The 20,835-nt window shown below is 59.4% G+C and carries 18 protein-coding genes and 4 pseudogenes; 12 read left to right on the top strand and 10 right to left on the bottom strand.

The window, feature by feature from the left end; genetic code table 11:
* The first annotated feature begins 650 nt into the window (after positions 1-650).
* Genes C2L66_RS33760 through C2L66_RS33775 form a run of 4 tightly spaced genes read left to right on the top strand, consistent with a single transcriptional unit; the run spans position 651 to position 5,218 of the window.
* Positions 651-1,799 carry an SGNH/GDSL hydrolase family protein gene (locus C2L66_RS33760; RefSeq protein WP_148654640.1) on the top strand — a complete coding sequence of 383 codons (1,149 nt, stop codon included), beginning with the start codon at positions 651-653 and terminating at the stop codon, positions 1,797-1,799.
* 7 nt (positions 1,800-1,806) lie between these two features.
* Positions 1,807-3,081: an amidohydrolase family protein gene (locus C2L66_RS33765; RefSeq protein WP_060608007.1), complete on the top strand. Its 1,275-nt coding sequence runs from the start codon at positions 1,807-1,809 to the stop codon at positions 3,079-3,081.
* A 12-nt stretch (positions 3,082-3,093) separates the two neighbouring features.
* Positions 3,094-4,923: a carbamoyltransferase family protein gene (locus C2L66_RS33770; protein ID WP_060608011.1), complete on the top strand. Its 1,830-nt coding sequence runs from the start codon at positions 3,094-3,096 to the stop codon at positions 4,921-4,923.
* Complete coding sequence (locus C2L66_RS33775) at positions 4,916-5,218, top strand: hypothetical protein (protein ID WP_060608014.1); 303 nt, start codon at positions 4,916-4,918, stop codon at positions 5,216-5,218. The genes C2L66_RS33770 and C2L66_RS33775 overlap by 8 nt, the downstream gene beginning before the upstream one ends.
* A 436-nt stretch (positions 5,219-5,654) precedes the next feature.
* Here C2L66_RS33775 and C2L66_RS33780 read toward each other — a convergent pair whose 3' ends face one another.
* Positions 5,655-6,302 (bottom strand): response regulator, encoded by a 648-nt coding sequence (locus C2L66_RS33780; RefSeq protein WP_060608015.1) that lies wholly within the window; start codon positions 6,300-6,302, stop codon positions 5,655-5,657.
* Between the two features lie 316 nt (positions 6,303-6,618).
* Positions 6,619-6,876: a hypothetical protein gene (locus tag C2L66_RS33790; protein ID WP_054935269.1), complete on the bottom strand. Its 258-nt coding sequence runs from the start codon at positions 6,874-6,876 to the stop codon at positions 6,619-6,621.
* Positions 6,877-7,442: 566 nt separating this feature from the next.
* On the opposite strand from C2L66_RS33790, the pseudogene C2L66_RS41960 reads away from it, so the two are divergent.
* A pseudogene (locus tag C2L66_RS41960) lies at positions 7,443-7,646 on the top strand (PAS domain S-box protein); the annotation flags it as partial.
* Positions 7,647-7,943: 297 nt separating this feature from the next.
* Here C2L66_RS41960 and C2L66_RS33805 read toward each other — a convergent pair.
* Genes C2L66_RS33805 through C2L66_RS33815 form a run of 3 tightly spaced genes read right to left on the bottom strand, consistent with a single transcriptional unit; the run spans position 7,944 to position 11,758 of the window.
* On the bottom strand, positions 7,944-9,416 hold the full coding sequence (locus tag C2L66_RS33805; protein WP_060608023.1) for a hybrid sensor histidine kinase/response regulator: 1,473 nt from the start codon (positions 9,414-9,416) through the stop codon (positions 7,944-7,946).
* Complete coding sequence (locus tag C2L66_RS33810) at positions 9,413-9,865, bottom strand: response regulator (RefSeq protein ID WP_060608026.1); 453 nt, start codon at positions 9,863-9,865, stop codon at positions 9,413-9,415. Before C2L66_RS33810 ends, C2L66_RS33805 begins: the two co-directional genes overlap by 4 nt.
* Before the next feature lie 3 nt (positions 9,866-9,868).
* Positions 9,869-11,758, bottom strand: coding sequence for a sensor histidine kinase (locus C2L66_RS33815; protein ID WP_321176132.1), 1,890 nt, complete (start codon positions 11,756-11,758; stop codon positions 9,869-9,871).
* On the opposite strand from C2L66_RS33815, the gene C2L66_RS33820 reads away from it, so the two are divergent.
* Positions 11,745-12,065, top strand: a complete 321-nt coding sequence (locus C2L66_RS33820; RefSeq protein ID WP_054932149.1) for a hypothetical protein — start codon at positions 11,745-11,747, stop codon at positions 12,063-12,065. The two genes, C2L66_RS33815 and C2L66_RS33820, sit on opposite strands and share 14 nt — an antisense overlap.
* A gap of 21 nt (positions 12,066-12,086) precedes the next feature.
* Here C2L66_RS33820 and C2L66_RS33825 read toward each other — a convergent pair whose 3' ends face one another.
* From C2L66_RS33825 to C2L66_RS33840, 4 genes and pseudogenes are all read right to left on the bottom strand, one after another.
* Positions 12,087-12,455, bottom strand: a complete 369-nt coding sequence (locus C2L66_RS33825) for a DUF3564 domain-containing protein (protein WP_054932150.1) — start codon at positions 12,453-12,455, stop codon at positions 12,087-12,089.
* Between the two features lie 45 nt (positions 12,456-12,500).
* Positions 12,501-12,845, bottom strand: coding sequence for a c-type cytochrome (locus tag C2L66_RS33830; RefSeq protein WP_062917959.1), 345 nt, complete (start codon positions 12,843-12,845; stop codon positions 12,501-12,503).
* 35 nt (positions 12,846-12,880) lie between these two features.
* A pseudogene (locus C2L66_RS33835) lies at positions 12,881-13,788 on the bottom strand (Acg family FMN-binding oxidoreductase).
* 317 nt (positions 13,789-14,105) lie between these two features.
* Positions 14,106-14,350: pseudogene (locus C2L66_RS33840) on the bottom strand (response regulator transcription factor); the annotation flags it as partial.
* 182 nt (positions 14,351-14,532) lie between these two features.
* Here C2L66_RS33840 and C2L66_RS33845 point away from each other — a divergent pair.
* Entirely contained in the window at positions 14,533-15,000 is a 468-nt protein-coding gene (locus C2L66_RS33845; RefSeq protein WP_054932152.1) for a universal stress protein, read from the top strand.
* 124 nt (positions 15,001-15,124) lie between these two features.
* Here C2L66_RS33845 and C2L66_RS33850 read toward each other — a convergent pair.
* Positions 15,125-15,661: pseudogene (locus C2L66_RS33850) on the bottom strand (universal stress protein); the annotation flags it as partial.
* 213 nt (positions 15,662-15,874) lie between these two features.
* Between C2L66_RS33850 and C2L66_RS33855 the strand changes: the two are divergent.
* From C2L66_RS33855 to C2L66_RS33875, 5 genes are all read left to right on the top strand, one after another.
* Entirely contained in the window at positions 15,875-16,345 is a 471-nt protein-coding gene (locus C2L66_RS33855; protein WP_060608031.1) for a universal stress protein, read from the top strand.
* 68 nt (positions 16,346-16,413) lie between these two features.
* Positions 16,414-17,550 carry an ABC transporter permease gene (locus tag C2L66_RS33860; protein ID WP_054932154.1) on the top strand — a complete coding sequence of 379 codons (1,137 nt, stop codon included), beginning with the start codon at positions 16,414-16,416 and terminating at the stop codon, positions 17,548-17,550.
* A 2-nt stretch (positions 17,551-17,552) separates the two neighbouring features.
* A complete protein-coding gene (locus tag C2L66_RS33865; RefSeq protein WP_054932155.1) occupies positions 17,553-18,251 on the top strand; it encodes an ABC transporter ATP-binding protein in 699 nt (232 codons plus the stop codon).
* On the top strand, positions 18,248-19,333 hold the full coding sequence (locus tag C2L66_RS33870; RefSeq protein WP_060608034.1) for an HlyD family secretion protein: 1,086 nt from the start codon (positions 18,248-18,250) through the stop codon (positions 19,331-19,333). The genes C2L66_RS33865 and C2L66_RS33870 overlap by 4 nt, the downstream gene beginning before the upstream one ends.
* Positions 19,311-20,792 (top strand): efflux transporter outer membrane subunit, encoded by a 1,482-nt coding sequence (locus C2L66_RS33875; protein WP_060608037.1) that lies wholly within the window; start codon positions 19,311-19,313, stop codon positions 20,790-20,792. The genes C2L66_RS33870 and C2L66_RS33875 overlap by 23 nt, the downstream gene beginning before the upstream one ends.
* The last annotated feature ends 43 nt before the right edge of the window (positions 20,793-20,835 follow it).

The raw sequence follows: 20,835 nt of genomic DNA on the forward strand, positions 1-20,835 counted from the left end.
CGCAATGGCTGGAGAGTCAGACAATCAAAGTTCGAGCACTTGGGTTCGCGGTGCAAGAACTCGATCTTCGGCATTTCTTCGGAAGAACTGATCGCCTAGTCGACACTCTCGCGCAGTTCGACTCTTTGAATGCTTCGAGCTGCCCGGAAACGCAGATCGGGTTTGAGCGTGCGGTCCCTCCTTTCACGCCGTTCGTGTTTTAAACAGCGAACGAAAACTCCGTAAAAATTTGCCGATTTCGACTAGCGTATGGCGATCGAATGGCAAAACGTGCTTGTATGTTATGAAAATTGAGCGCCGGTGATATGTCGGGCACGTGAATAAGCAGACGACCCAACGAGGTAGAGCAGTCGCGAGCGATACGGCTGCCAGCGGGCTCGCTCAGTGCGTGAATTCGAGCGCGGCGACGCTGGCGTTGTCGCGAAGTTGCGCAAGCGTCTTAACGTCGAGGCAGACAACGAGAGAAGACCCGTGGACTTCGGTGCACGGGACGAAATCGATTCAAGTGTTTCACGGGGATAGTGTGGAGACTGAACGATAGAACCAGAGGAGACGCATCCTCTGCGACATGCAATGTGGGACGTCATAGATGATTTGTCGAAACTGTGGAAGCGGGGGCGAACACCCGGGAATCAGGAGACGAGACGATCATGAGCGAGCACACACAGGATGGAGAGTCGCCCGGTCTGCATCGGCGCTTGATGCGCTACGATCCGATTTTAGGCTACCGTTTCGCGCCGGGCCTTAAGCTTAGGATTCCCCATGAGGGTGGCGGATATCTTGTGAAAACCAATCGCGACGGTTTTCGCTGTGATCACCCGGTGACTCACCGCAAGCACACTGCACATCGTGTGCTGGTTTTCGGCGATTCCTACACCGCGGGCGATGGCGTCAGCAACGGCAAACGGTATACGGACATTCTGGAGCAGCAACTGGCCGATACCGAGGTACTCAACTTCGGTCTGAGCGGCAGCGGTACTGACCAGCAATACCTGGTCTTCCAGCAATATTCCGGTCAGATCGACTACGACGCTGTCGTTATTAGCGTGCTTGTGGAGAACATCCAACGCAACATGGTTCGCGAACGCGATTGGGCGGACCGCGCGGGCGAGGCGATTCGTGTGCCCAAGCCGTGGTTCGAACTTACGGCCGGCAATGATTTGAGCCTGAGAGGCATCCCCGTTCCGCCCCCGTACAGGCACGTGTCCCTCCCATCGGGAGGCGGCATAGCGTCGGTGCGTTCGAGTCTGCGCAGGATGGTCAACAGGATCGGCCCTGATTTCAAGGATCTTTGCCAGCGGATAACTAGATTCCAACCCCTGCCAGAGTACAGCGCCGCGAGCAATGATAGCTGGAAGCTCATGCAGGCTATCCTCGCAAAGTGGGTATCCGAACTTTCAGTGCCTGCTGTTATCGTTGTCATGCCGGTGTATCAGTACGTCGAGGAAACCGCAAGCTACAAGAATATCCGCATGCGTTTTGACGAACTCGCCAAGTCGATCGACGTTCTCATTTATCACGTTCTCGACGACTTCCAGCGATTTCCAGCCAACAAAAGGCGACAGTTGCGTTTCCGGATGGACTGCCATTACACCCCAGTTGCGCATCAGCTCATGGGACGCGCACTGGCGAAGGTCGTTGCGCCGTTGCTGCGAGCGGGCGTGCACATTGACGATGGTTCGATGCACGATGCAGCTTCCGGAATCGTTGACGAGGAAGAGAGGTCAAGGCACGTCGATTCTGTTAAGCGGGAGCCGGGCGCGGGACGGGCGTCCCCCTCGCAAGGCATTGCCACATGAGGGACACATGGACGTTCTGGAGTCGGGCACGTGCGAAAGAACGTGGGCAATCGTCGATACCTTGTACTTCGATTCCCGCCGGCATCGCTTTGTGCGCGGTGACATAGAGATCGAAGGCGGGCGCATCGCGGGGGTGATGCCGCCACACACGTCGCAGCGTGCCTGCCTGATGCCGGGCGATTCAACCGTCTGTCTTCCCGGCTTGATCGAAGCCGACGCGACGCCGGCTCATCAGGATTGGAGCGGCTATTCACTGCAACTTGCCTCATATGGGGTCACCACGGCGGGCATTTTTTTCAGGAACCCTGCAGATTGCGCAGCATCCGACGAAGCGCACGGGCCGCGCCGCCTCTTCTATGTTGAACTCACTGAAGATGGCGGCAGCGCGAACGGCGCGGAAGCGGGCGCACGTATGCTGGAAGGCATTGTGCGCTTGAGCCATTCGTTCAGGCGGCAATACTGCACGTTCATGCCTGCAGTCGTGCCTGGCGAGGTCGGATCTGCCGCAACGCTCGTTGCCGCCGCTCGGGTTGCTGAGCGGCTCGGGAGCCGGCTCTGCGTCCGACTCAGTTCGACGGCGACGGACGCGATGCTCTATAAGGAAACGCGCTACTTCACGGAGGTGGGACTGCTCTCGTACTTGTCGCTGCTGTCACAGGCAACTATTTTCAATCTCTCACAGCTGTCCCGATGCGATGTCGCGATGGTGAATGAGTCGGCCGCGACCCTGGTTTGCGCACCTGGGGCCGTCAGCGAATGGCTGCTGGAAGAGCGCTTTGCTCGCTTGTCGTTGAAGGATCGCGCGTTGGCGTTCTCGATCGACCGACATACCACGGTGCGTGGTAGTCGCTACAGGTCGCTGACGGCGCTGTCGTCCGCGCTGACCCATCAACCGGAGAAAGCGGCGACCCTCGATGACTTCATGGTCGATGCATTGACGTGCTCTGCGGCCCAGGCGTTAGGCATAGCCGATATCGGGCAGATAGCGGCAGACATGAAAGCAGATCTGTGCCTGTTTGATCGGCCAGATGGCCTTGAGGAAAACGCCGGCAGCCGGGACTTTATCGAACTGATCACGTATAGCGAACCGCGCGATGTGCTGATTGGCGGTTTGCCGCTGACACGCGGGCGCATCGTTACGCGTGAACTGGAAGAATCATATGCAGGGATGCATCCGCGTGGCGTCATGGATACTGCGGGGTATGAATACATCCAGTACAACGGAAGAACACCAGGGGCCCGTCAGACACGAAAATTCACAGCAAGCGGCGTTCGATCGTAGAGGAGGGGATTCATGTCCAGATACGTACTCGGCGTTTCGGCCTTCTATCACGACTCGGCCGCGGCGGTACTGAAAGATGGAATGATTGTCGCTGCGGCGCAGGAAGAGCGGTTCAGCAGGAAGAAACATGATCCTCGCTTTCCGCGTGGCGCGATCAACTACTGTCTTGAGGAGGCCGAGATCGACGGCGGCGAGCTCGCGGCGATAGCATTCTATGACGATCCTGCGTTGACGGCGGACCGGATTATCCGGTCATCGATCGCATTTGCGCCCGACTCCGAAGCCTCTTTTAGCCGTGCGATTGGCTCTTTCTTTGCCGTGAAACCCTATTTCAAGGATCTGATTGAGGAGATGTTGAACTGTGAGGTCCCCATCTACTTCGCGCGACATCACTGTTCACACGCAGCATCAGCGTTTTTTCCGTCGCCGTTCGAGGAAGCTGCGGTGCTATGCGTCGATGGCGTCGGAGAGTGGTCGACGACGAGCCTGGGAATAGGGCGCGCCAGCGAGATCGAAATCCTCAAGGAAATCCGTTATCCCCATTCGCTCGGCCTGCTGTACAGCGCGTTCACGTTCTTCTGCGGCTTCAAGGTCAATAGCGGCGAGTACAAGCTGATGGGTCTTGCCCCCTATGGAAGGCCTATCTACGCAGACAGGATCAGGGAGCACCTGATCGACATCAAGGACGACGGCTCGTTCCGGCTGAATCTCGAGTTCTTCGATTTTCATCGTGGGTTGACGCTGACAAACGAGCGTTTCGACCAACTTTTCGATGGGCCACCGCGTGTGCCCGAGTCGAGAATCAGAAGGCGCGAAATGGACCTCGCTTCATCTATTCAGGCGGTGACGGAAGAGGTCATGCTCAAGATTTCGCGTACTTTACGCGATATGACGGGTGCGGCCAACCTGTGTCTTGCGGGGGGCGTCGCGTTGAACTGCGTGGCGAACGGCAAGATTCTGCGTGCAGGGATTTTCGATGGTATCTGGATCCAACCGGCAGCGGGCGACGCGGGCGGCGCGATCGGCGCGGCGTATCTAGCGGACTTCTACATGCTTGGCGGCACCCGACCGAAGCACGATGGTGCTGGCGATTCACAACAGGGAAGTTTTCTCGGGCCGGATTTCAGCGACGATGACATTCTCACATTTCTGTCACAGTCGGGTGCCAGGTATCATCCGTTGGACGATCCCGATACCGACGCGATGGTCATCGCCTCTTTGCTCGCGGAACAAAAGATCGTCGGGATGTTTGCTGGCCGTATGGAGTTCGGTCCGCGCGCACTCGGCAACCGTTCGATTCTCGGGGATCCACGCGCGGCGACCACGCAGTCGCGCATGAACCTGAAAATCAAGTTTCGAGAATCATTCCGGCCGTTCGCACCGATTATCCTGGAGGACGATGCAGCCGACTATTTCGAGCTTGATTCGACCAGTCCCTACATGCTTATCGTTGCGCCCTTGAGGAGTGTTCATCGTCGGGTGCCGGAGCCATCGCCTGATCCTGAAGACATGCTGAAAATTGTCAATGGGTTGCGCAGTACTGTCCCGGCCATTACCCACATCGACTACAGTGCGCGGATCCAGACGGTGGAGAAGGACGTGAACCCGAAGATGTTCGCTTTGCTGCAGGCATTCCGGACACTGACGGGGTGTCCGCTGCTTGTCAATACCTCGTTCAATGTCCGCGGCGAGCCGATCGTCTGCACGCCAGAAGACGCTTATCGATGCTTTATGCGCACCGACATCGATGTGCTCGTTATGGGAAACTACATCCTCTACCGTGACGAACAGAAGCCCATCGAATCTGACGACTCGTGGAAAAAGGAGTACCAGCTTGACTAACATTGATATCGGAAGGCTATTCCGTTCAAAACTGGCGGGGACAAAGCCGCTCGTCGCGCCTTTCTTGCTGGAGAAGGCGGACTCCACGTGTTCATCGTATTTTCTTGACGTCTTCGAGCCGGACCCGATCGTAGTCGAGAAAGATATGATCGACTCGTTAGTCGCGATATGGCGCGAACAGGGGTTGGAGGAACTCGCGTTGTTCGAGCCCGAGTTGCGTAAGATCGCCAAGGCGCTTCGTGCCCCCGACGAACAGGCTGAGGCGATATCGCAATTCGTCTATGTGATGTATTGAGTCTGTTTCTCGCTGGCAGTCAGCTCGCCAGGACCGTTTGTCTGAATTCATTGGTTGGTCACCGCCCTTCGTCCTGCTCGAAGGGGCGGAGAAACTTGCCCATCGCCAGCGCTATCGTCTCAAGGTCGGAAGAAGCGCATTTTCATTCATGTGCGTTGCTCTAAAGCCACTGCGGATGGTAGTTGGAAGAGGATGTGATGTTCGAACCAGGCGAGCCGGACGAAATACGTATCAAAGTGGGAGTTTTCTTCTCACTGGCGAAAGTAGCGATAGCGGAAGTGGCTGTCTGTACGACTTCGATTTCCGTATGCCGCCGATTTACATTGGCACGCGGCGTCCTTAATACGTTTGCCGGCGACTAGTTGGGGCCTCCGCGCGGGGATATGGGTAAGAGTAAGACAAATTACGAGGCACCAGTTGCAAGTCCGACCTCTGGCTAAGGGTCAACCTCATCCTCGAAGAGTTTGTGCCGTATCGCGTAGCGGATGAGCGCGCTTTCATTCCCCGCCTGCATTTTTTCGATGATGTGCGTCTTGTGCGTGCTGACCGTCTTCACGCTGAGGCACAGCTCATGGGCAATCTCGGTGAGGCTCTGGCCTTCGACAATTCGTCTGAAGACATCAAACTCGCGCTCGGATAGCCGCTGATGGGGCATTGCCTCCGCCGGTTCATTCAGGTTCTGGGCGAACCGCTCGGCCATTGACAGGCCCACATACACCCCACCGGACGCGATTTTCGTGATCGCATTGAGCAACTCGCTGCTCGCGCTTTCCTTGGTCAGGTAACCCGATGCGCCTGCCTTGAAGGCCCGCGCGGCGTACTGGTGCTCCGCATGCATCGACAGCACGAGTATCCGCAAGGCAGGGTTCTCGTCCTTGATCTGCCTGATGAGATCGATACCGTTCTGCCCAGGCATCGACAGATCGAGCAGGAGTACATTGGCGCCGACGGAGCGCACCATCGCGATGGTCGTCGTGCTGTCCCACGCTTCACCCGCGACTTCAAACCCGCTGGCGTCGAGCAGGACATGGCGTAATCCGTCGCGTACCACCGCGTGGTCATCAGCCAGTAGAACCTTGATCACGTCCCTTCCTCCTGTCGAGGGCCGCGTCAACGATCACGCCGATGAGCGGCCACACGCGCCTGCCTGAATGCGTTGGCAGACCGGATGCTCTGCAGCTTCAGGGGAATCTACTCATCGGGCTCACAGTTGGCGACATGCGCTGTCAACCTCGGCCATGCCGCGTTCAAGCGCGAACTGCCTTGCCTCGTCCGCGTTTCCGAAACTGCCCAGTACCGACGAGGCCCTTTCCCTGCCGTCGGGTGACTGCACGATAAACATCGCGACATATTCGCCGCTCTCGTACGCCGCCAGAGGCTGGAGACGATACCCCCTGTACTTAATCCGGGTGCTGTGCATGCATCCTCCCCAGGCGACGCGATATCGCCGACAGACGCTCGAGCAGATCCTGTTTCTTCGTGATGACCTGCGCTGAGCTGGCGACGACGCACGTGCCCAGAAGCCGTCTGTGCCAGTAGTCGGGATCGGTGATGAACCGATGTTCCGAAGCACAGCCAGCAAGGTTGAGGTTTTCCAGGCGGGTTACCACCGCCTCGATATGAAGCAGATCCTGAATTTCCAGTTCATCGGTGCTCATGGTTTAACTCCTCGGAAAGCCAAACCATTCCCGCTCGGGCAGGCGCTTCGCCGTCTGCAACAGCCCTTCGCGGTCTGCACGCTTGCCTTGTCGGTAAGTTTATCCAGCCGTTTAGTCGTTTTGAATGACAGGAAGTAAGATAGTAACGATCTGCTCGATATGATCCAGAATTGACACATCTATTTCTGAACATGCGCTGAACACTTCATAAGCAGCCTATGTCGGCGCCGGTCGCGAAACCACGCCAATGCCGGCGACAGACGGGTGACTTTCGGTGCAGCGCTGCGGGAGTAAGTCGGGAGACGCAGGATGGGCGAGTTGATGCCGCCATCAGCGCTGTTCCGTTGCGCGTCGACACGGCGCCGGGGAAAGAAGTGGTCATTGAAGTACGGATTCCGTGCATTGCCCAGACGCAAGCTTCAGCGCCCGGCGAAACACAATCCGGTGCCTGGCCGGCGCAGAAGAAAGGACGGCCCGTCGCAGTCGGCTATGCCGCCTCGGACGGGGCTGGATGCCAGGGAGACCGCCATGCCGCAAGGAAGACCGATTGGCGGGAGTTCCGCAATCTGAGTGACATCGAGGCCGATCATCGCTACCGGCGGCTGGTCGAAGCGGTGCAGGACTACGCGATTTTCATGCTCGACCTCTCCGGCAACGTCACCAGCTGGAACCCCGGCGCGCAGCGCGCGAAGGGCTATTCTGCAGAGGAAATCACCCGCAGGCACTTTTCCCTCTTTTATACGTCGGAGGATGTCGCCGTCGGGAAGCCATTGTCACCGAACGTATTCTCGTCGTGCGACTGGGAGAGGTAACGGGTAACGCCTTTCAGGAGTGGATCGTCGAATGCCGAAATACTGATCTGCCCGCCATAGCGGTGCGAGTGGGTTGAGATTCTTGCCAATTCCTCGCCTTCAATTGGGATTGTTATGCAGGCGGCCAGAATTGCCGAGCCACAAAGTATTCGTAGACGACGTACCGTGATGTGCCTCCCCGTTTTCGCCCACCGTTGTGCGCAAAGGGCGCACTCCAGCGATCCGTTTTCGTAGAAGTGACCTTGCGCATGGCGTTCAAAGGCTCTTAGCCTCAACAGCGGAGAGCGGCAGCAAAACGGTTAGCGCGAAGCCTTGCCCCGGTGCGGTCTGGATCGTCAGTTCGCCGCTCAAGGCTGCGACTCGTTCGCGCATGCCTATTAGCCCGAACGAGCTGGGCGACGGTCGAACATCGCTTCGACAGCCGTGTCCGTTGTCCGCGATACGCACGATGCAGTGCGATTCGCTGCTGGCAATCTCCAGCGTCACCTGTGTCGCGCTGGCGTGGCGCGCCACGTTGGTCAGCGCCTCCTGAACGATCCGGAACACGGCAGTTGAGCTGTCGTGATTGAAGTCGATATCTTCCGCGTCGATATGCTGGACGACGGAGATCGCGTATCGCGACGAAAATCGTTCGATGAACCACTCGATAGCGGACAGCAGCCCAAGATCGTCGAGCATGGCGGGACGCAAATCTGTGGCTATGCGTCGTACCGAAACGACCAGTTGATCGATCAGCGAATAGATATTACTCATATCGGCTGTTTCTTTCGTCGTGTCGATATCCTTGGCACGATTGCTATATTTCGAGCATTCAATCTTGAGCGCGGCCAGTTGTTGACCGAGATCGTCGTGCAACTCGCGTGCAATCCTGGTCTTTTCTTCCTCGCGAGCACGCTGAATGTTCGCCGACAGCCGCTTCAGTTCTTCGCGCGACTCGCGTAGCGCCTCGTCGGCGAGACGCCGCTCGGTGACGTCGATAATCCATCCGACCATGCGGTACGCTTCGCCGGACTGATTCCACAGCGCTTGGCCTCGCGCGTGCATCCATCGGTACTCGCCAGTTCTTACACGTATCCGGTATTCGATTTCGTAAGTGCACCTTTGTGCAAGGTGCGCCGCGAGTTGCGCCCTGACTCGTTCGATGTCGTCCGGATGTATCAGGTCGAGAATGAGCTGACTGTCGTTGGGTAGTTCATGCCCCTCGTACCCCATGATCTGTTGGAATTGGGTCGACAGATAAACGGCGCCCGTCTGTACGTTCCAGTCCCACAGTCCGGCGCTTGCACCGCTGACTGCAAGCTGAAACCGTTCCTCGCTTTCCTTGAGCGCCATCGCGATCTGATGGCGTTCAATTGCGTAACGGATCGCGCGACCCAGCTCGGACGAGCTGATATCGCGCTTCGAAAGATAGTCCTGTGCGCCTTCCTGAATAGCTCTCAGGCCGACGGACATATCGTCAAGTCCTGTCAGCACGAGTACAGGAAGTTCGGCGGCATGGTGCTGGAAGGTTCGGAACGTGCCGATTCCTTGCGCGTCCGGCAACCCCAGGTCCAGCAGCACGATGTCGAATTGAGTTGACTGAATACGATTGAGCGCATCGGACAAAAGGCCTGCATTGAACAAATGATGCTGAAAATCGAGCACATCAGACAGTGCTTCCTTTATCAGCAAGGCGTCTGTGGGGCTGTCCTCAACGAGCAGAATCCGAACCTCCGGTGGCGCATTCATGATCTGGCGGGGGGCAAGGTCACCACGCCGAACCAGAATTCATTGATTCTGCGCACGACCTCGACAAACCTGGTGAAGTCGACCGGCTTGGCTATATAACAGTTCGCATGCAATCCGTATGTCCTCGCCACATCTTCTTCTGATTTGGAAGTCGTCAATACGACGACCGGGATGTTCATCAGATCGGGGTCGGCTTTCAGTTCTCGTAGAACTTCGCGTCCGCTCTTTTTGGGCAGGTTAAGATCGAGGATGATCAAGCCGGGTCGTGGCGCGTCGCTATACCTGCCTTCGCGCCTTAAAAACTCCATCGCCGCAACGCCATCCTCGGCTACGTGCAAAGGATTGAGCAGTTTGTAGTAATCGAACGCTTCACGCGTAATCATGACGTCGGTCGGGCTATCCTCGACCAGAAGGATATGGGTCAGTTCGTCGGCGGCCTGCGTAAGCATGAGCTACTCCCGCGGGTTGTCCTGGGATGGGGTACCGTCCCCGGTTACTGCCTTTAGCGTGAAAAAGAATGTCGTTCCGTTGCCTGGTTCGGACTCGACCCAGATGCGTCCACCGTGCTGCTCGACAATACGCTTGCATAGTGCAAGGCCAATTCCCGTTCCTGGGTAATCGATGCGAGAGTGGAGGCGCTGAAAGATCATGAATATGCGGTCGAAGTATTGCGGGTCGATGCCGATCCCATTATCCTTCACCGAGATCACCCAGTTGTCGCCTTCACGGTGTGCACCGATGTCGATGCACACCGCCCAATCGACCCGCCGAAACTTGACTGCATTGCCGATCAGATTCTGGAAGAGCAGCGCGAGCTGCGTCGGGATCGCCATGACGGGAGGCAGTGCACCACGAGTGATCTGCGCGCCGGACTCCTGCAGCACGACGCTCAAGCTCTTCAAGGCCTGATCAAGTGCGGCAGCACATTCGGTCAACTGCTGAACTGCGCCCGACCTTCCGACACGGGAATAGGAGAGCAAGTCGTCGATCAGCTTTTGCATGCGCGTCGCGCCATCCACTGCATGCATGATGAACTCGTCCGCGCGCGCGTCCAGTTGTCCTTGATAGCGGCGCTGAAGTAACTGAAGCGGACCCGCAACGGCGCGTAACGGCTCCTGTAGATCGTGGGACGCCACGTATGCAAACTGTTCGAGATCCTGGTTCGAGCGCGCGAGTTCTTCCGTCCGGCGTATGAGCTCCTGCTCCGCGCGCTTTCTCTCTGTGATGTCGACAATGGCGGCGAGCACGAAATTTTCATTGGAAGTTGTGACGGGGTTGAGCCCAATCTCGACAGGAAACTCTGAGCCGTCCAGACGACAGCCGTACAGGTCACGACCCGTGCCCATCCGGCGGGGTTTCAGATCATGCAGATAGGCAGACCGGGAAACCCGATGCCCTGTCCGGAAGCGTTCCGGCACAAGCGTTTCAATCGACTTCCCGAACAACTGCTCGCGGCTGTAGCCGAACAGGTGTTCGGTCTGCGCATTCACGAGGACAATCTTCCCTTCCTGATCCACCATCACCATCGCATTCGGCGCAGCTTCCACCACTTGCCGGAAGCGCTCTTCCAGGCGTTTGCGTTCCGTGATGTCCACGATGGCGGCAAGCACGAATATGCCCTCGGTCGTCGTGACGGGGTTCAGCCCGATCTCGACGGGAACTTCGGCGCCGTCCTTTCGCAGCGCAAAGAGGTCACGGCCGGTACCCATCGGTCTGCTGCTCAGGTCGCCGTAGAACATGCGACGGTATTCCGGATGCGCGCCGCGCAGGCGCACGGGCACGAGCATGTCCACACTGTTGCCGACAAGTTCGTCGCGCGGATAGCCGAAAAGCTTCTCCGCCTGCGCATTGACGAGAACGATCAGACCGTCGCGGTCGGCCATGACCATCGCGTTGGGTGCAGCCTCCACGACTTGCCGGAAAAGTTCGTGAGTCAAACTGTTCAGTGGCTTGTACGGCTCCATTCGATCTCCGTCGCTTAAGGTTGCAACCGCTACGCCGGCAACGCGCTGGCCCGGGCGGCGTGCGTGCCGCGGTTGCAGTGGCCCGTTTATAGCTTGCGCACGTATGAAATATGATCGCTCGTTTCTGGCCGGATGTGTGCTACGACAGCTTCGTACCCGCCAGATAAGGTCTCCGGGTTTTCCCTTTCCCGCAGCGACCTTGCAATGGGAAGGTCCGAGGGCAAGGTCTCCGCTCTCGCGTGAATGCACATGGTCAAGCTGGTTGATACAGGTCAACGACGACAGTCCGGCGCACGCGATGATGTCAGGGTATCCGAAGCGGTTAGCAACGCGCGGTTGATCTGGGCGTCGGACGGAGGCGAAGATGGGCATTGGCATGCAGATCGTCTATCTGGGCTTCTGTGGTACAGCACGGCTGGAAGGCGAGGCTGCCGCGCAACTGGTGCGTCTGGAACCTTACAGCGGGCTTCTTTCGAATTGCCATCTGGCGATCGAGGAAATTCATTCGCCGTCGGCCAGACCGACTTACGACGTTCGCCTTGACCTGATCACTCGCGCGCGAGACCTCAAACCCATCGAACATTATTCGAGTGAAGATGCGGAACAGGCAGTCCGCTGGGCGTTCGACGCCGCGGAAAAAGAACTTCAGGCGACAGAAGGCGCGGCGAGACTGCGGCGGCAGTAATGTTCGGCCGGACAAAGCGGATCAGAGGCCACCTTCGGCGAACACGCCGTTTTCGGGATCCGATTCTGCGTTATCGACACACTGAATGTGCCACTTACCGGGTATCGGCGCGTGATGAGCATGGCGATACCACAACGCTTGTCCCGACTCGCCCTCGCACGGGCTTGCGGGCGAACCGAGGTTCAGTCCTGTGAGCTCGCAGATCGCGCGGTCATGGCCGGCACCATGAATGCGCGTGTTTCTTTGCGGGTACGTCAAGGCACCCCACGCTGGCAGATCGATTACTGCGTGTCCTTCCCGTGACCACTTACGCGATTCGCGGTCGAGCCAGAGAACCGCATAAGCAACATCAGCGCATTGAAATGTATCGAGGTGGACGGTAATTCTCATTAGTCGCTCCGTGATGGAAGAAGGTGAAAGACGCCGATACGAAGTTCATTGCGACATGACCCACTCGACCAGTTTATGTGCATCTTCGGCGGATAGCGGGCCGCCGCGCTCGGCCGGCAGAGGCATGGGCGTGTCGCCCCAATGCGCACGGCCACCTTTTCTGAGCTTGATTTCCAGCATCGCCTTCGCGTCCGGGACGTCCCGATACCGGTCCGCGATCTGACGAAACGAAGGCGCAAGAAAGGGCGCATCCGACGTGTGACAGAACATGCAATGCTGCTGGTCGACCAGTTCGGTCGGTTCATCGACGCGCGCATTGGCCGCGTCCAACCCGGCGGCGAATAGAACTGAGGTGAAGGCAAGCAGAACGGACCAGCGGGCATGACTCACAATAAACGCTCCACTATTGATTAGATGATTTCCCATTAGTCGACGACGTCCGATAGAGGCCGCCTTGACGAGTGATCGACCTGCGGCCCGCGGCCCACGCGGCAGCAACTGCGGCATCGCATCGACGTTCAGCAGGCCCCTTAGCGTTTCGCGCAGCGTCGTCACTTCAACAGGCTGATTGAGGTACGACGCCGTGAGCCCCCTGGACGCCGCGAGCAGCAGCATCCGTCAAACACACGCACGACTGACGTGACGAGGGGCGCCGCGAAATTGAGCAACCCCCGACAGCCGCGCCATATGCGGGCATACCGTCGTCCCGGCGGCGCGAGTGAATCCAACTGGCGAGTTCCCTCCGAAAGCGCGCATCGGCGAATTGCGCGTGATCTGCCTCAGCTATCAACTGGGCGATCGCGTGACGTGCAGTGTCCGCCTCGACACAGGTCGCGATGGCACCTTCCGCGTCGCACGCGGCGACCAGATCCGAGTGAAGGCGTGGCTCCACGGGTTCGTCGACGAACGGCGTCCGGGTTGTGACGCGGACCGTCAATGCGGTGAACAGACTGGCGAGCGCCTTGTCTAGATGACCTTCCCGTGAGACGCGCACCTCGGCGATCACGTCGGGATCCGACTCGGAGGGGAACACGGTGATCGCATAGGACAGCCCGAAATGGCTCGGTGCGACCCGCAGGTTAAGCAGCGCTGCTCCACAACTCATGAGCAGTTCTCGATCGACCGGATTGACAACGGGCAACGCCCGCGTGCGATCTGCGCATACCTGAACCGTGTGACCGTCGACGATGAACCGCCACGGCTGCGCGTTGTGATTAGAGGGGGCGAGAATCGCGTACTGAAGCGCAAATCGCAACTGCTGGCCGAGCGACGCACGATCATCGAAGTCCGTTTCGTTCGGTTCCCACGCGGACGGGGTTCTTGCGTTGTTCATGGGAGATATTCCTTGGCCAGTGCGACGAGGACGCCCTTTGCTTTGCATTATCGTGGCATGCCGTAATGACTCGTCTTTGAGGCAAATCAAGTCTTTATTGACGTCGACAGCCGGCACGTCCTGGTGTTATGCGCAAGTGAAACTCAGCGGCCGAAAAGCCGCGCGTCTTGAAGCGTCGGCGCGATGGCGGCGTCGATATGCTTCAAGTATCGGCGCGCGTAGGGCTAAAAAGGATTAGCGACGCTTTAAGTGGAGATAGGAAGCGAGGTAGCAAATCCAGTAAAATTCCCACCTGCGTAAATGATGTGAAAGTGGGTTTATATCTCGTTGTCATCGACGAGTTTGTGGCGAATCGCGTACCGCACTAGCGCGTTCTCATTTGCCAACTGCATTTTCTCAAGTACGCGCGTCTTGTGCGTGCTACGGTCTTCACACTCACACATAGTTCATGGGCGATTTCGGTGATGCTCTGACCGGCGACGATTCGTCTGAAGACTTCGAACTCACGGTCCGAGAGCCGCTGATGCGGTAACGCTTCCACGGGGTCGTTCAGCGTTAGCGCGCGCGTGACCCGGCAACGTTCGCTTCCTCGTGCGCTACATACACTGATCGTCATGCAGTATTCGCGGGACCTCAGTCCCGTTGACCTGAGTCAAGCGCTGACTGTGGGACTGGAACACACTGCCTTTCATGCGGCCTGGTCCCTGTTCTGGGTGGCCGAAGCATCACGACTGGAGGTTCATCATGTACGACCGGATCCTTGTTGCGCTCGACGACAGCGCGAGCGCGCAGATGGCGCTCGGCGAGGCGGTCAGGCTCGCAAAACTGTCCAGCGGCGTGGTGTATGCGCTGTCCGTCGTGGACCGTGGCCGGTGGCCGGGCGAGGTGAGCACGCGGTTCGAGTTCGAACCTGAACCTTCCGCCGCGTCGAACGCCGCCACTCGCCTGTTCGACGAGGCGAATGCGCTGTTCCGGGAATCAGGCGTCAGCGGGAAAACGCGGGCGATCGATGCTTACGGTGAAAGTGTGTCGGAGGTACTGGCGCGCGCGGCGGAAGAATGCGACGCCGACATCATCGTGATCGGTACGCACGGAAGGCACGGCGCCCAGCGATTCTTGCTGGGCAGCGTCGCGGAGTCGCTCGTTCGCTCGACGCAACGGCCTGTTCTGCTGCTCCGGCATGGTGGTTCCCGCGCACAGACACAAGGGTGACGCGTCACGAAGCGGCGTCGGGTTCATGCAGATGCAGTTTGCACGCAATTCTTCTTCTATTGCATTGCAAAAGCGACCGAGTGGCGCGATACCGAAGCGATGCGCATCGTCGCGCCGTTCGCGCTCAATGCGACATCAGCACGGGCAGTGTCATCGATTCCAGCATCGCTCGGGTTACACCGCCAAACACGCGTTCGCGTGCGCGGGAATGGCCGTAAGCGCCCATCACTAGCAGGTCGGCTTGCATGTCCGACGCGCGGTCGAGCAGGGACGTGCCGACGTCCGCACCGATGTGTGTGCGTGTCGTGGAAAGCGATGCGTTCACCCCATGCGTATCGAGCCACGACGCGACGTCGATTCCCATGGGCGCCTCGCGCGTCCCATCAGCGTGTTGCACGATGTCGACGCTCACGTAACGAGCGCTCTCGAGCAGCGGCTGTGCGTCGGCCACGGCGCGAGCCGCTTCGTGGCTGCCGTCCCACGCGATCAAAACGTTTTCGCCGGGAGGGTGCAGGCTGCCCGTATGAGGGACGACGAGCGCCGGACGGCCTGCGTCGAGGACCAGATTGCCGACGAAATTTGGCGCCACATACGAAGCAGCGTCTTTTGGGTCGTCCTGACCGAGGATGAGAAAGCCGGCGTGACGGGCATGGAGCTTTGCTGTCCACTGTATGACGGCCGCGTCTCAATCCATTGAGGCATGTCAATCGAAGGGGCGATCCCGGCGAAACACAGCTTACTTTGCGAGACGTCAAGCCTTGATTCAGGTCAAGCGCGCCTCCGCGCAAGCACCGAAGATAAGAAGCATGCCATGCGACGCGTCATGCAGCGTGGCGAATCATGGTGCAGGGGATACATCAAGGAGGTGGTCATCATGTACAAGCAGATCCTGATTGCACTGGACGGTAGTAAGACGTCGGAACGAGTGCTGAACGAGGCAGTCAAGATGGCCCGCCTCACGGGCGGGAAAATTCAGGCCGTGTACGTGGTCGACAAGACGCCCCTCTTCAGCTATGCCGGATATTACGACCCCATCGCGCTCGTCGACGCGCTGCGTAAGGATGGCCGTACCACGCTGCAGAACGCGGAAGCAGCCTGTCGTCAGGCGGGTGTCGCTTGCGATGTGGAACTTGTCGAGACCGAACGTCTGAACGAAGACGTGGCGACGACGCTTCAGCATTGCGCCGAGCGCCTGGGCGCGGATCTCGTGATCCTGGGTACGCATGGCCGGCGCGGTGTGCGCCGCATCGTGCTGGGTAGTGTGGCCGAGCGTTTCGTCCGGTTTGCGCAGTGTCCGGTGCTGCTCGTGCGTGGCACCGAATCTGAACACGGAGAACAGGGCTAGGAGCCGACATCCGGCGGCGGTCGAGACCGATGCAACGGCTTCGACCGCCGACCAGGTGAGGACAAAAAATGAAAGGCATCCTCAGGCTCGCATTCAAGCTGCTCGTCAACGATAGCGCCAAGTTCACCGCGCTGATCGTCGGCATCACGTTCGCGGTGTTCCTGATGATCGAAATGACGTCGCTGTTTGCGGGCATTCTCAACAAATCGTCCTCTACGGTGATCAATGTCGGCGCCAAGATGTGGGTGATGGATCCCGCCGTACAGACGATCGCGAGCAGCATCGGCATGCCGGACTATGTGCTCGACGCTGTGCGCAGCATAGACGGTGTCAAATATGCCGTGCCGCTGTATTCAGGGGCTGCCCTGGTGCGTCTGCGCGATGGCGCGTATCAGGCCGTCACGGTGATCGGGCTGGACGATGCGAGCCTGTTCGGCTGGCCGAAGATGAAAGCAGGCCGGATCGAAGACATATACGCGGAGAACGGTTTCATTGCCATCTATGATGCGGAATTCGTCAAGCTGCACAACCCCACGCTCGGCACGGACTTCGAACTCAACGACCATCGTGGCGTCGTGGTCGGTATCGCGACCGTGACGAGTAGCGGCCTGTTCGGCACGCCGACGCTCTACACGACGTACAAACGGGCAGTCGAATACATTCCGTCGACGCGCTACACCACGTCCTACATTCTCGTTGAGCCCAAATCGGCCGCGGACATCGCACATATCAAGCAGGTTGTCGCGTCGCTCGGCTACGTTGCCTACACGAAGAAAGAGTTCATGCAACGCATCTCGCACTTCTACAAGTACGAAACGGGGCTGGGCACGAACATCCTGTTGATGACGGCGATCAGCTTCATTGTGGGCCTGTCGATTTCCGGCCAGACCTTCTACACGTTCATCCTCGAAAACCTGGAGAAGTTTGGTGCACTGAAGGCGATCGGCGCAAAGGGCCGTGAACTCGTCGCGATGATCCTCTTTCAGGCAACGTTTACCGCATTGACGGGTTACGGACTCGGCGTGGGTCTCTGCGCGGCGTCGATCAGTCTCGTCCGTCTGCGCGTGCCGGACTACGCGGCAATGATCACCTTCGGCAATCTCGCACTCGCATTTGCGATGGTCGTAGTGATCGCAGCCTCATCGAGCTACCTCGGTGTGCGGCGTGTGCTGCGCATCGAGCCATTCGATATTTTCCGGGGCTAGCCGTGGCCGCCGTTGCAATCGACGCGCGCGGGCTGAACAAATGGTTCGGCGAAGGCGACGCGCGCACGCAGGCGCTGTCGGACGTGGCGATGCAGGCTCGCTTCGGCGAAATGCTACTGATAGTCGGTCCGTCTGGCAGTGGCAAGACGACTTTGCTGAGCGTGATCTCCGGGATACTGCGCCCGGACTCGGGCGCGGTGTCGATAGACGGCGTCGATCTCTGGCAACAGGGCGACAACGACATCGCGGACTTCCGTCTCAAGCGAATCGGGTTCGTGTTTCAGGACTATCACCTGTTTCCACGTCTCACCACCGTGGAGAACGTCGCTATTCCGCTGATCCTCAGACGCCGCGACTGGGACGATTCGATCAGCGAGGCCATGACGTGGCTCGACGTGGTCGGGTTGCGCAACCGTGCCGCGTTGCCGCCGATGAAACTGTCGGGCGGAGAGCAGCAGCGGGTCGCGATTGCGCGCGCGATCGTCAGCCAGCCGGACATCCTGATCCTCGATGAACCGACGGCATCGCTCGACGGCGACACCGGACGTTCGATCATCGATTTCGTGAAGCACAAGGTCCTCAACCACCATCGCTGTATCGTCATCGTGACGCACGACAGCCGGATTTTCGACTACGCGGACCGCGTCATGCATATGGAGGACGGCAAGCTCAAGACCATCGACGCGGGAGGCGGAAAATGAAACAGCGGCTTCTGTTTCTGCTCGCGTTCGCGGGATTCGTCGCGAGCATTGTGGCGGCGTGGGTCTATGGGACCCAGCAGCCGCCCCAGCCGCCTGTCTTCGATCCCGCGTCGAATCCGTATGCACACGGCGTGTACGCGACTGGCATCGTAGAAAGCGATCAGCCCGCCGGCGCGAACATCAATATCTACCCCGATGTGTCCGGCGCTGTGACCAGGCTGCTGGTGCACGACGGCGACTCCGTTCGCCGTGGCGACGTGTTGCTGGTCATCGACGACGCCGTCCAGCGGGCGACAGTTGCGCAACTCGAAGCACAGGCGGAAGCTGCGCAATCTCTGCTCGACGAACTGCGCGCGCAGCCGCGTCCCGAAACGCTGGAGGTGGCGAGCGCACAGGTCGGCGCAGCGGCGGCCAGCCTCAAGATGGCGCAGGATCAGTTCGACAAGCAGAGGCATGCGTACGAGATCGACCCGAAGGCCGTCAGTCGCGACACGCTCGACAATGCCGCGAATGGAGTCGCCGTTGCGCGCGCCAACCTCGACGTAGTGACGCGGCAGTACCGCTTAACTCGCGCAGGCGCGTGGACATACGACGTGCGCAACCAGGCGCGTCAGGTCGATGCGCTGCGCAAGGCCGCGGAGGCTGCATCGGCGCAACTGGATCGATATACGCTGCGTGCGCCCGCCGACGGCGTAGTGCTGTCGGTGAACGCGGCGCCCGGCGCGTATCTGTCGTCTCAGGGCGTGTACGACACATATGCGCAGGGTAGCGCACCCGTGCTCGTTCTCGGCACGCCGTCGAACCGGCTGGCCGTGCGCTGCTATGTCGACGAGATTCTGATCAGCCGGTTGCCGGACCTGCATGCGTTGAAGGCGCGCATGTTCATACGCGGTACGTCGGTGCAGGCGGATCTGCAATTCATGCGTGTGCAGCCCTATGTGACGCCGAAAATCCAGCTGACGGACCAGCGTACCGAACGTGTCGACGTGCGCGTTTTACCCGTGCTTTTCCGGGTCGTCACGCAACAGCCGACACGCCTGTTTCCAGGGCAGATCGTCGATGTGTACATTGCCGCCAGTTGAGCGCTGCACGCGCGGTACGGCCGCGCGTATTACGCGAGCCGTGGCGTTGGCAGCGGGCGTCGCGCTCGTCGCGGCTTGCACGGTGGGCCCGAATTTTTCGCGGCCCGCCACGCCGAGTGTCGAACGCTATGACGCATCAGACGCATCGTACATCGCATCCGGAAGACAGCAGCAGACCTTGTCGCCCGCCGTCCCGCTGCGTGACGACTGGTGGACCTCGTTCGGCTGCCACGCGATCGACATGGCCGTCGACGAGGCCCTGACGGGCAACGTCGCGCTCGAACACGGAGAGGCGACGTTGCGGCGAAGCGAATACCTGTTGCGCGCGGGTGCCGGCGTCTTTTTTCCTCAAGTCGATGCACAGGGCGACGCGTCCCGTCAGCGGTTTTCTCCTTTGCGCACAGGCATCGACGCGCCGGCGTCGATCTTCAATCTGTTTACGCTGTCAGCGACCGTCAGCTACACGCTCGACATCTGGGGCGGCGAGCGCAGGCAGGTCGAAGCGCTCGCGGCACAAACGGATGCGCAACGCTATGCGCTTGTCGCGACCTACCTGACGCTGGCCGCCAATGTCGTCAATGCGATGATCGCGCGAGCTGCCTATAACGACGAAATTGCCGCGACGCATGAAATACTCGAACTCGTGCGCGAACAGGTTCACATTACGGAAGCCCAGGTTGCGGCGGGCACGAGCGCGTGGTCGGCCGTACTGTCGCTTCAGAACGAACTGGCGACGCTCGAGGCATCGCTGCCCGGACTTGAGCAGAAGCGCAATGAAACCGAGCATCTGCTCGCGCTGCTCGCGGGGATGTACCCCGAGCAATGGAGCGCACCTGAGCTGTCGTTGGGTGAGATCCAATTGCCATCCGTGTTGCCGCAGACACTGCCGTCTTCGCTAGTCCGGCGGCGCCCCGATATCTTGCAGGCGGAAGCCGTGCTGCATGTGGCGAGTGCGGATATCGGCGTTGCCACGGCGGCGATGTTTCCTCAGATCACGTTGTCCGCTTCGGGTGGTGTCGAAAGTGCGGTGCTTCATTCTCTCGGGACACCGGCCGGACAAGTCTGGAGCGTCGCCGCGGGCGTGACGGCCCCCGTGTTTCATGGCGGTGCATTGTGGTTCCAGCGTGCGGCCGCCGTGGCAGCCTATAACGAATCGAGCGCCGCGTATCGCGAGGTGGTGCTCGCGGCGTTTGCCCAGGTCGCCGATGCGCTGCGGGCGCTCGAACACGATTCGCAGACGGTCGACGCGCAGACCCGTGCGGTTCAGGCCGCAGGCGAGGCGCTGCGGCTCATCAAGGACGCGTATCGGGCGGGGACCGTCGGCTATCTGCAGATACTCGTTGCCGATGGTCAGTATCATCAGGCGCGGATTGCGTGGCTGCAGGCCATCGCGCAGCGCCTGCAGGACACCGTTGCGCTCTATGCGGCGCTGGGCGGCGGTCTGGTTGCCGACTCCTGATCGCCGTCGGCAAAGGCCGTGTCGAACGTTCGTCGCATCGCGC

It is taken from the genome of Paraburkholderia caribensis (assembly GCF_002902945.1).
Lineage (GTDB): Bacteria > Pseudomonadota > Gammaproteobacteria > Burkholderiales > Burkholderiaceae > Paraburkholderia > Paraburkholderia caribensis.

Excerpts from the sequence above, each read along its gene's own strand:
- C2L66_RS33760 (WP_148654640.1), top strand. The coding sequence starts at position 651 with ATGAGCGAGCACACACAGGATGGAGAGTCGCCCGGTCTGCATCGGCGC.
- C2L66_RS33765 (WP_060608007.1), top strand. The coding sequence starts at position 1,807 with ATGGACGTTCTGGAGTCGGGCACGTGCGAAAGAACGTGGGCAATCGTC.
- C2L66_RS33770 (WP_060608011.1), top strand. The coding sequence starts at position 3,094 with ATGTCCAGATACGTACTCGGCGTTTCGGCCTTCTATCACGACTCGGCC.
- C2L66_RS33790 (WP_054935269.1), bottom strand. The coding sequence starts at position 6,876 with ATGAGCACCGATGAACTGGAAATTCAGGATCTGCTTCATATCGAGGCG.
- C2L66_RS33805 (WP_060608023.1), bottom strand. The coding sequence starts at position 9,416 with ATGAATGCGCCACCGGAGGTTCGGATTCTGCTCGTTGAGGACAGCCCC.
- C2L66_RS33810 (WP_060608026.1), bottom strand. The coding sequence starts at position 9,865 with ATGCTTACGCAGGCCGCCGACGAACTGACCCATATCCTTCTGGTCGAG.
- C2L66_RS33820 (WP_054932149.1), top strand. The coding sequence starts at position 11,745 with ATGGGCATTGGCATGCAGATCGTCTATCTGGGCTTCTGTGGTACAGCA.
- C2L66_RS33815 (WP_321176132.1), bottom strand. The coding sequence starts at position 11,758 with ATGCCAATGCCCATCTTCGCCTCCGTCCGACGCCCAGATCAACCGCGC.
- C2L66_RS33825 (WP_054932150.1), bottom strand. The coding sequence starts at position 12,455 with ATGAGAATTACCGTCCACCTCGATACATTTCAATGCGCTGATGTTGCT.
- C2L66_RS33845 (WP_054932152.1), top strand. The coding sequence starts at position 14,533 with ATGTACGACCGGATCCTTGTTGCGCTCGACGACAGCGCGAGCGCGCAG.
- C2L66_RS33855 (WP_060608031.1), top strand. The coding sequence starts at position 15,875 with ATGTACAAGCAGATCCTGATTGCACTGGACGGTAGTAAGACGTCGGAA.
- C2L66_RS33860 (WP_054932154.1), top strand. The coding sequence starts at position 16,414 with ATGAAAGGCATCCTCAGGCTCGCATTCAAGCTGCTCGTCAACGATAGC.
- C2L66_RS33870 (WP_060608034.1), top strand. The coding sequence starts at position 18,248 with ATGAAACAGCGGCTTCTGTTTCTGCTCGCGTTCGCGGGATTCGTCGCG.
- C2L66_RS33875 (WP_060608037.1), top strand. The coding sequence starts at position 19,311 with ATGTGTACATTGCCGCCAGTTGAGCGCTGCACGCGCGGTACGGCCGCG.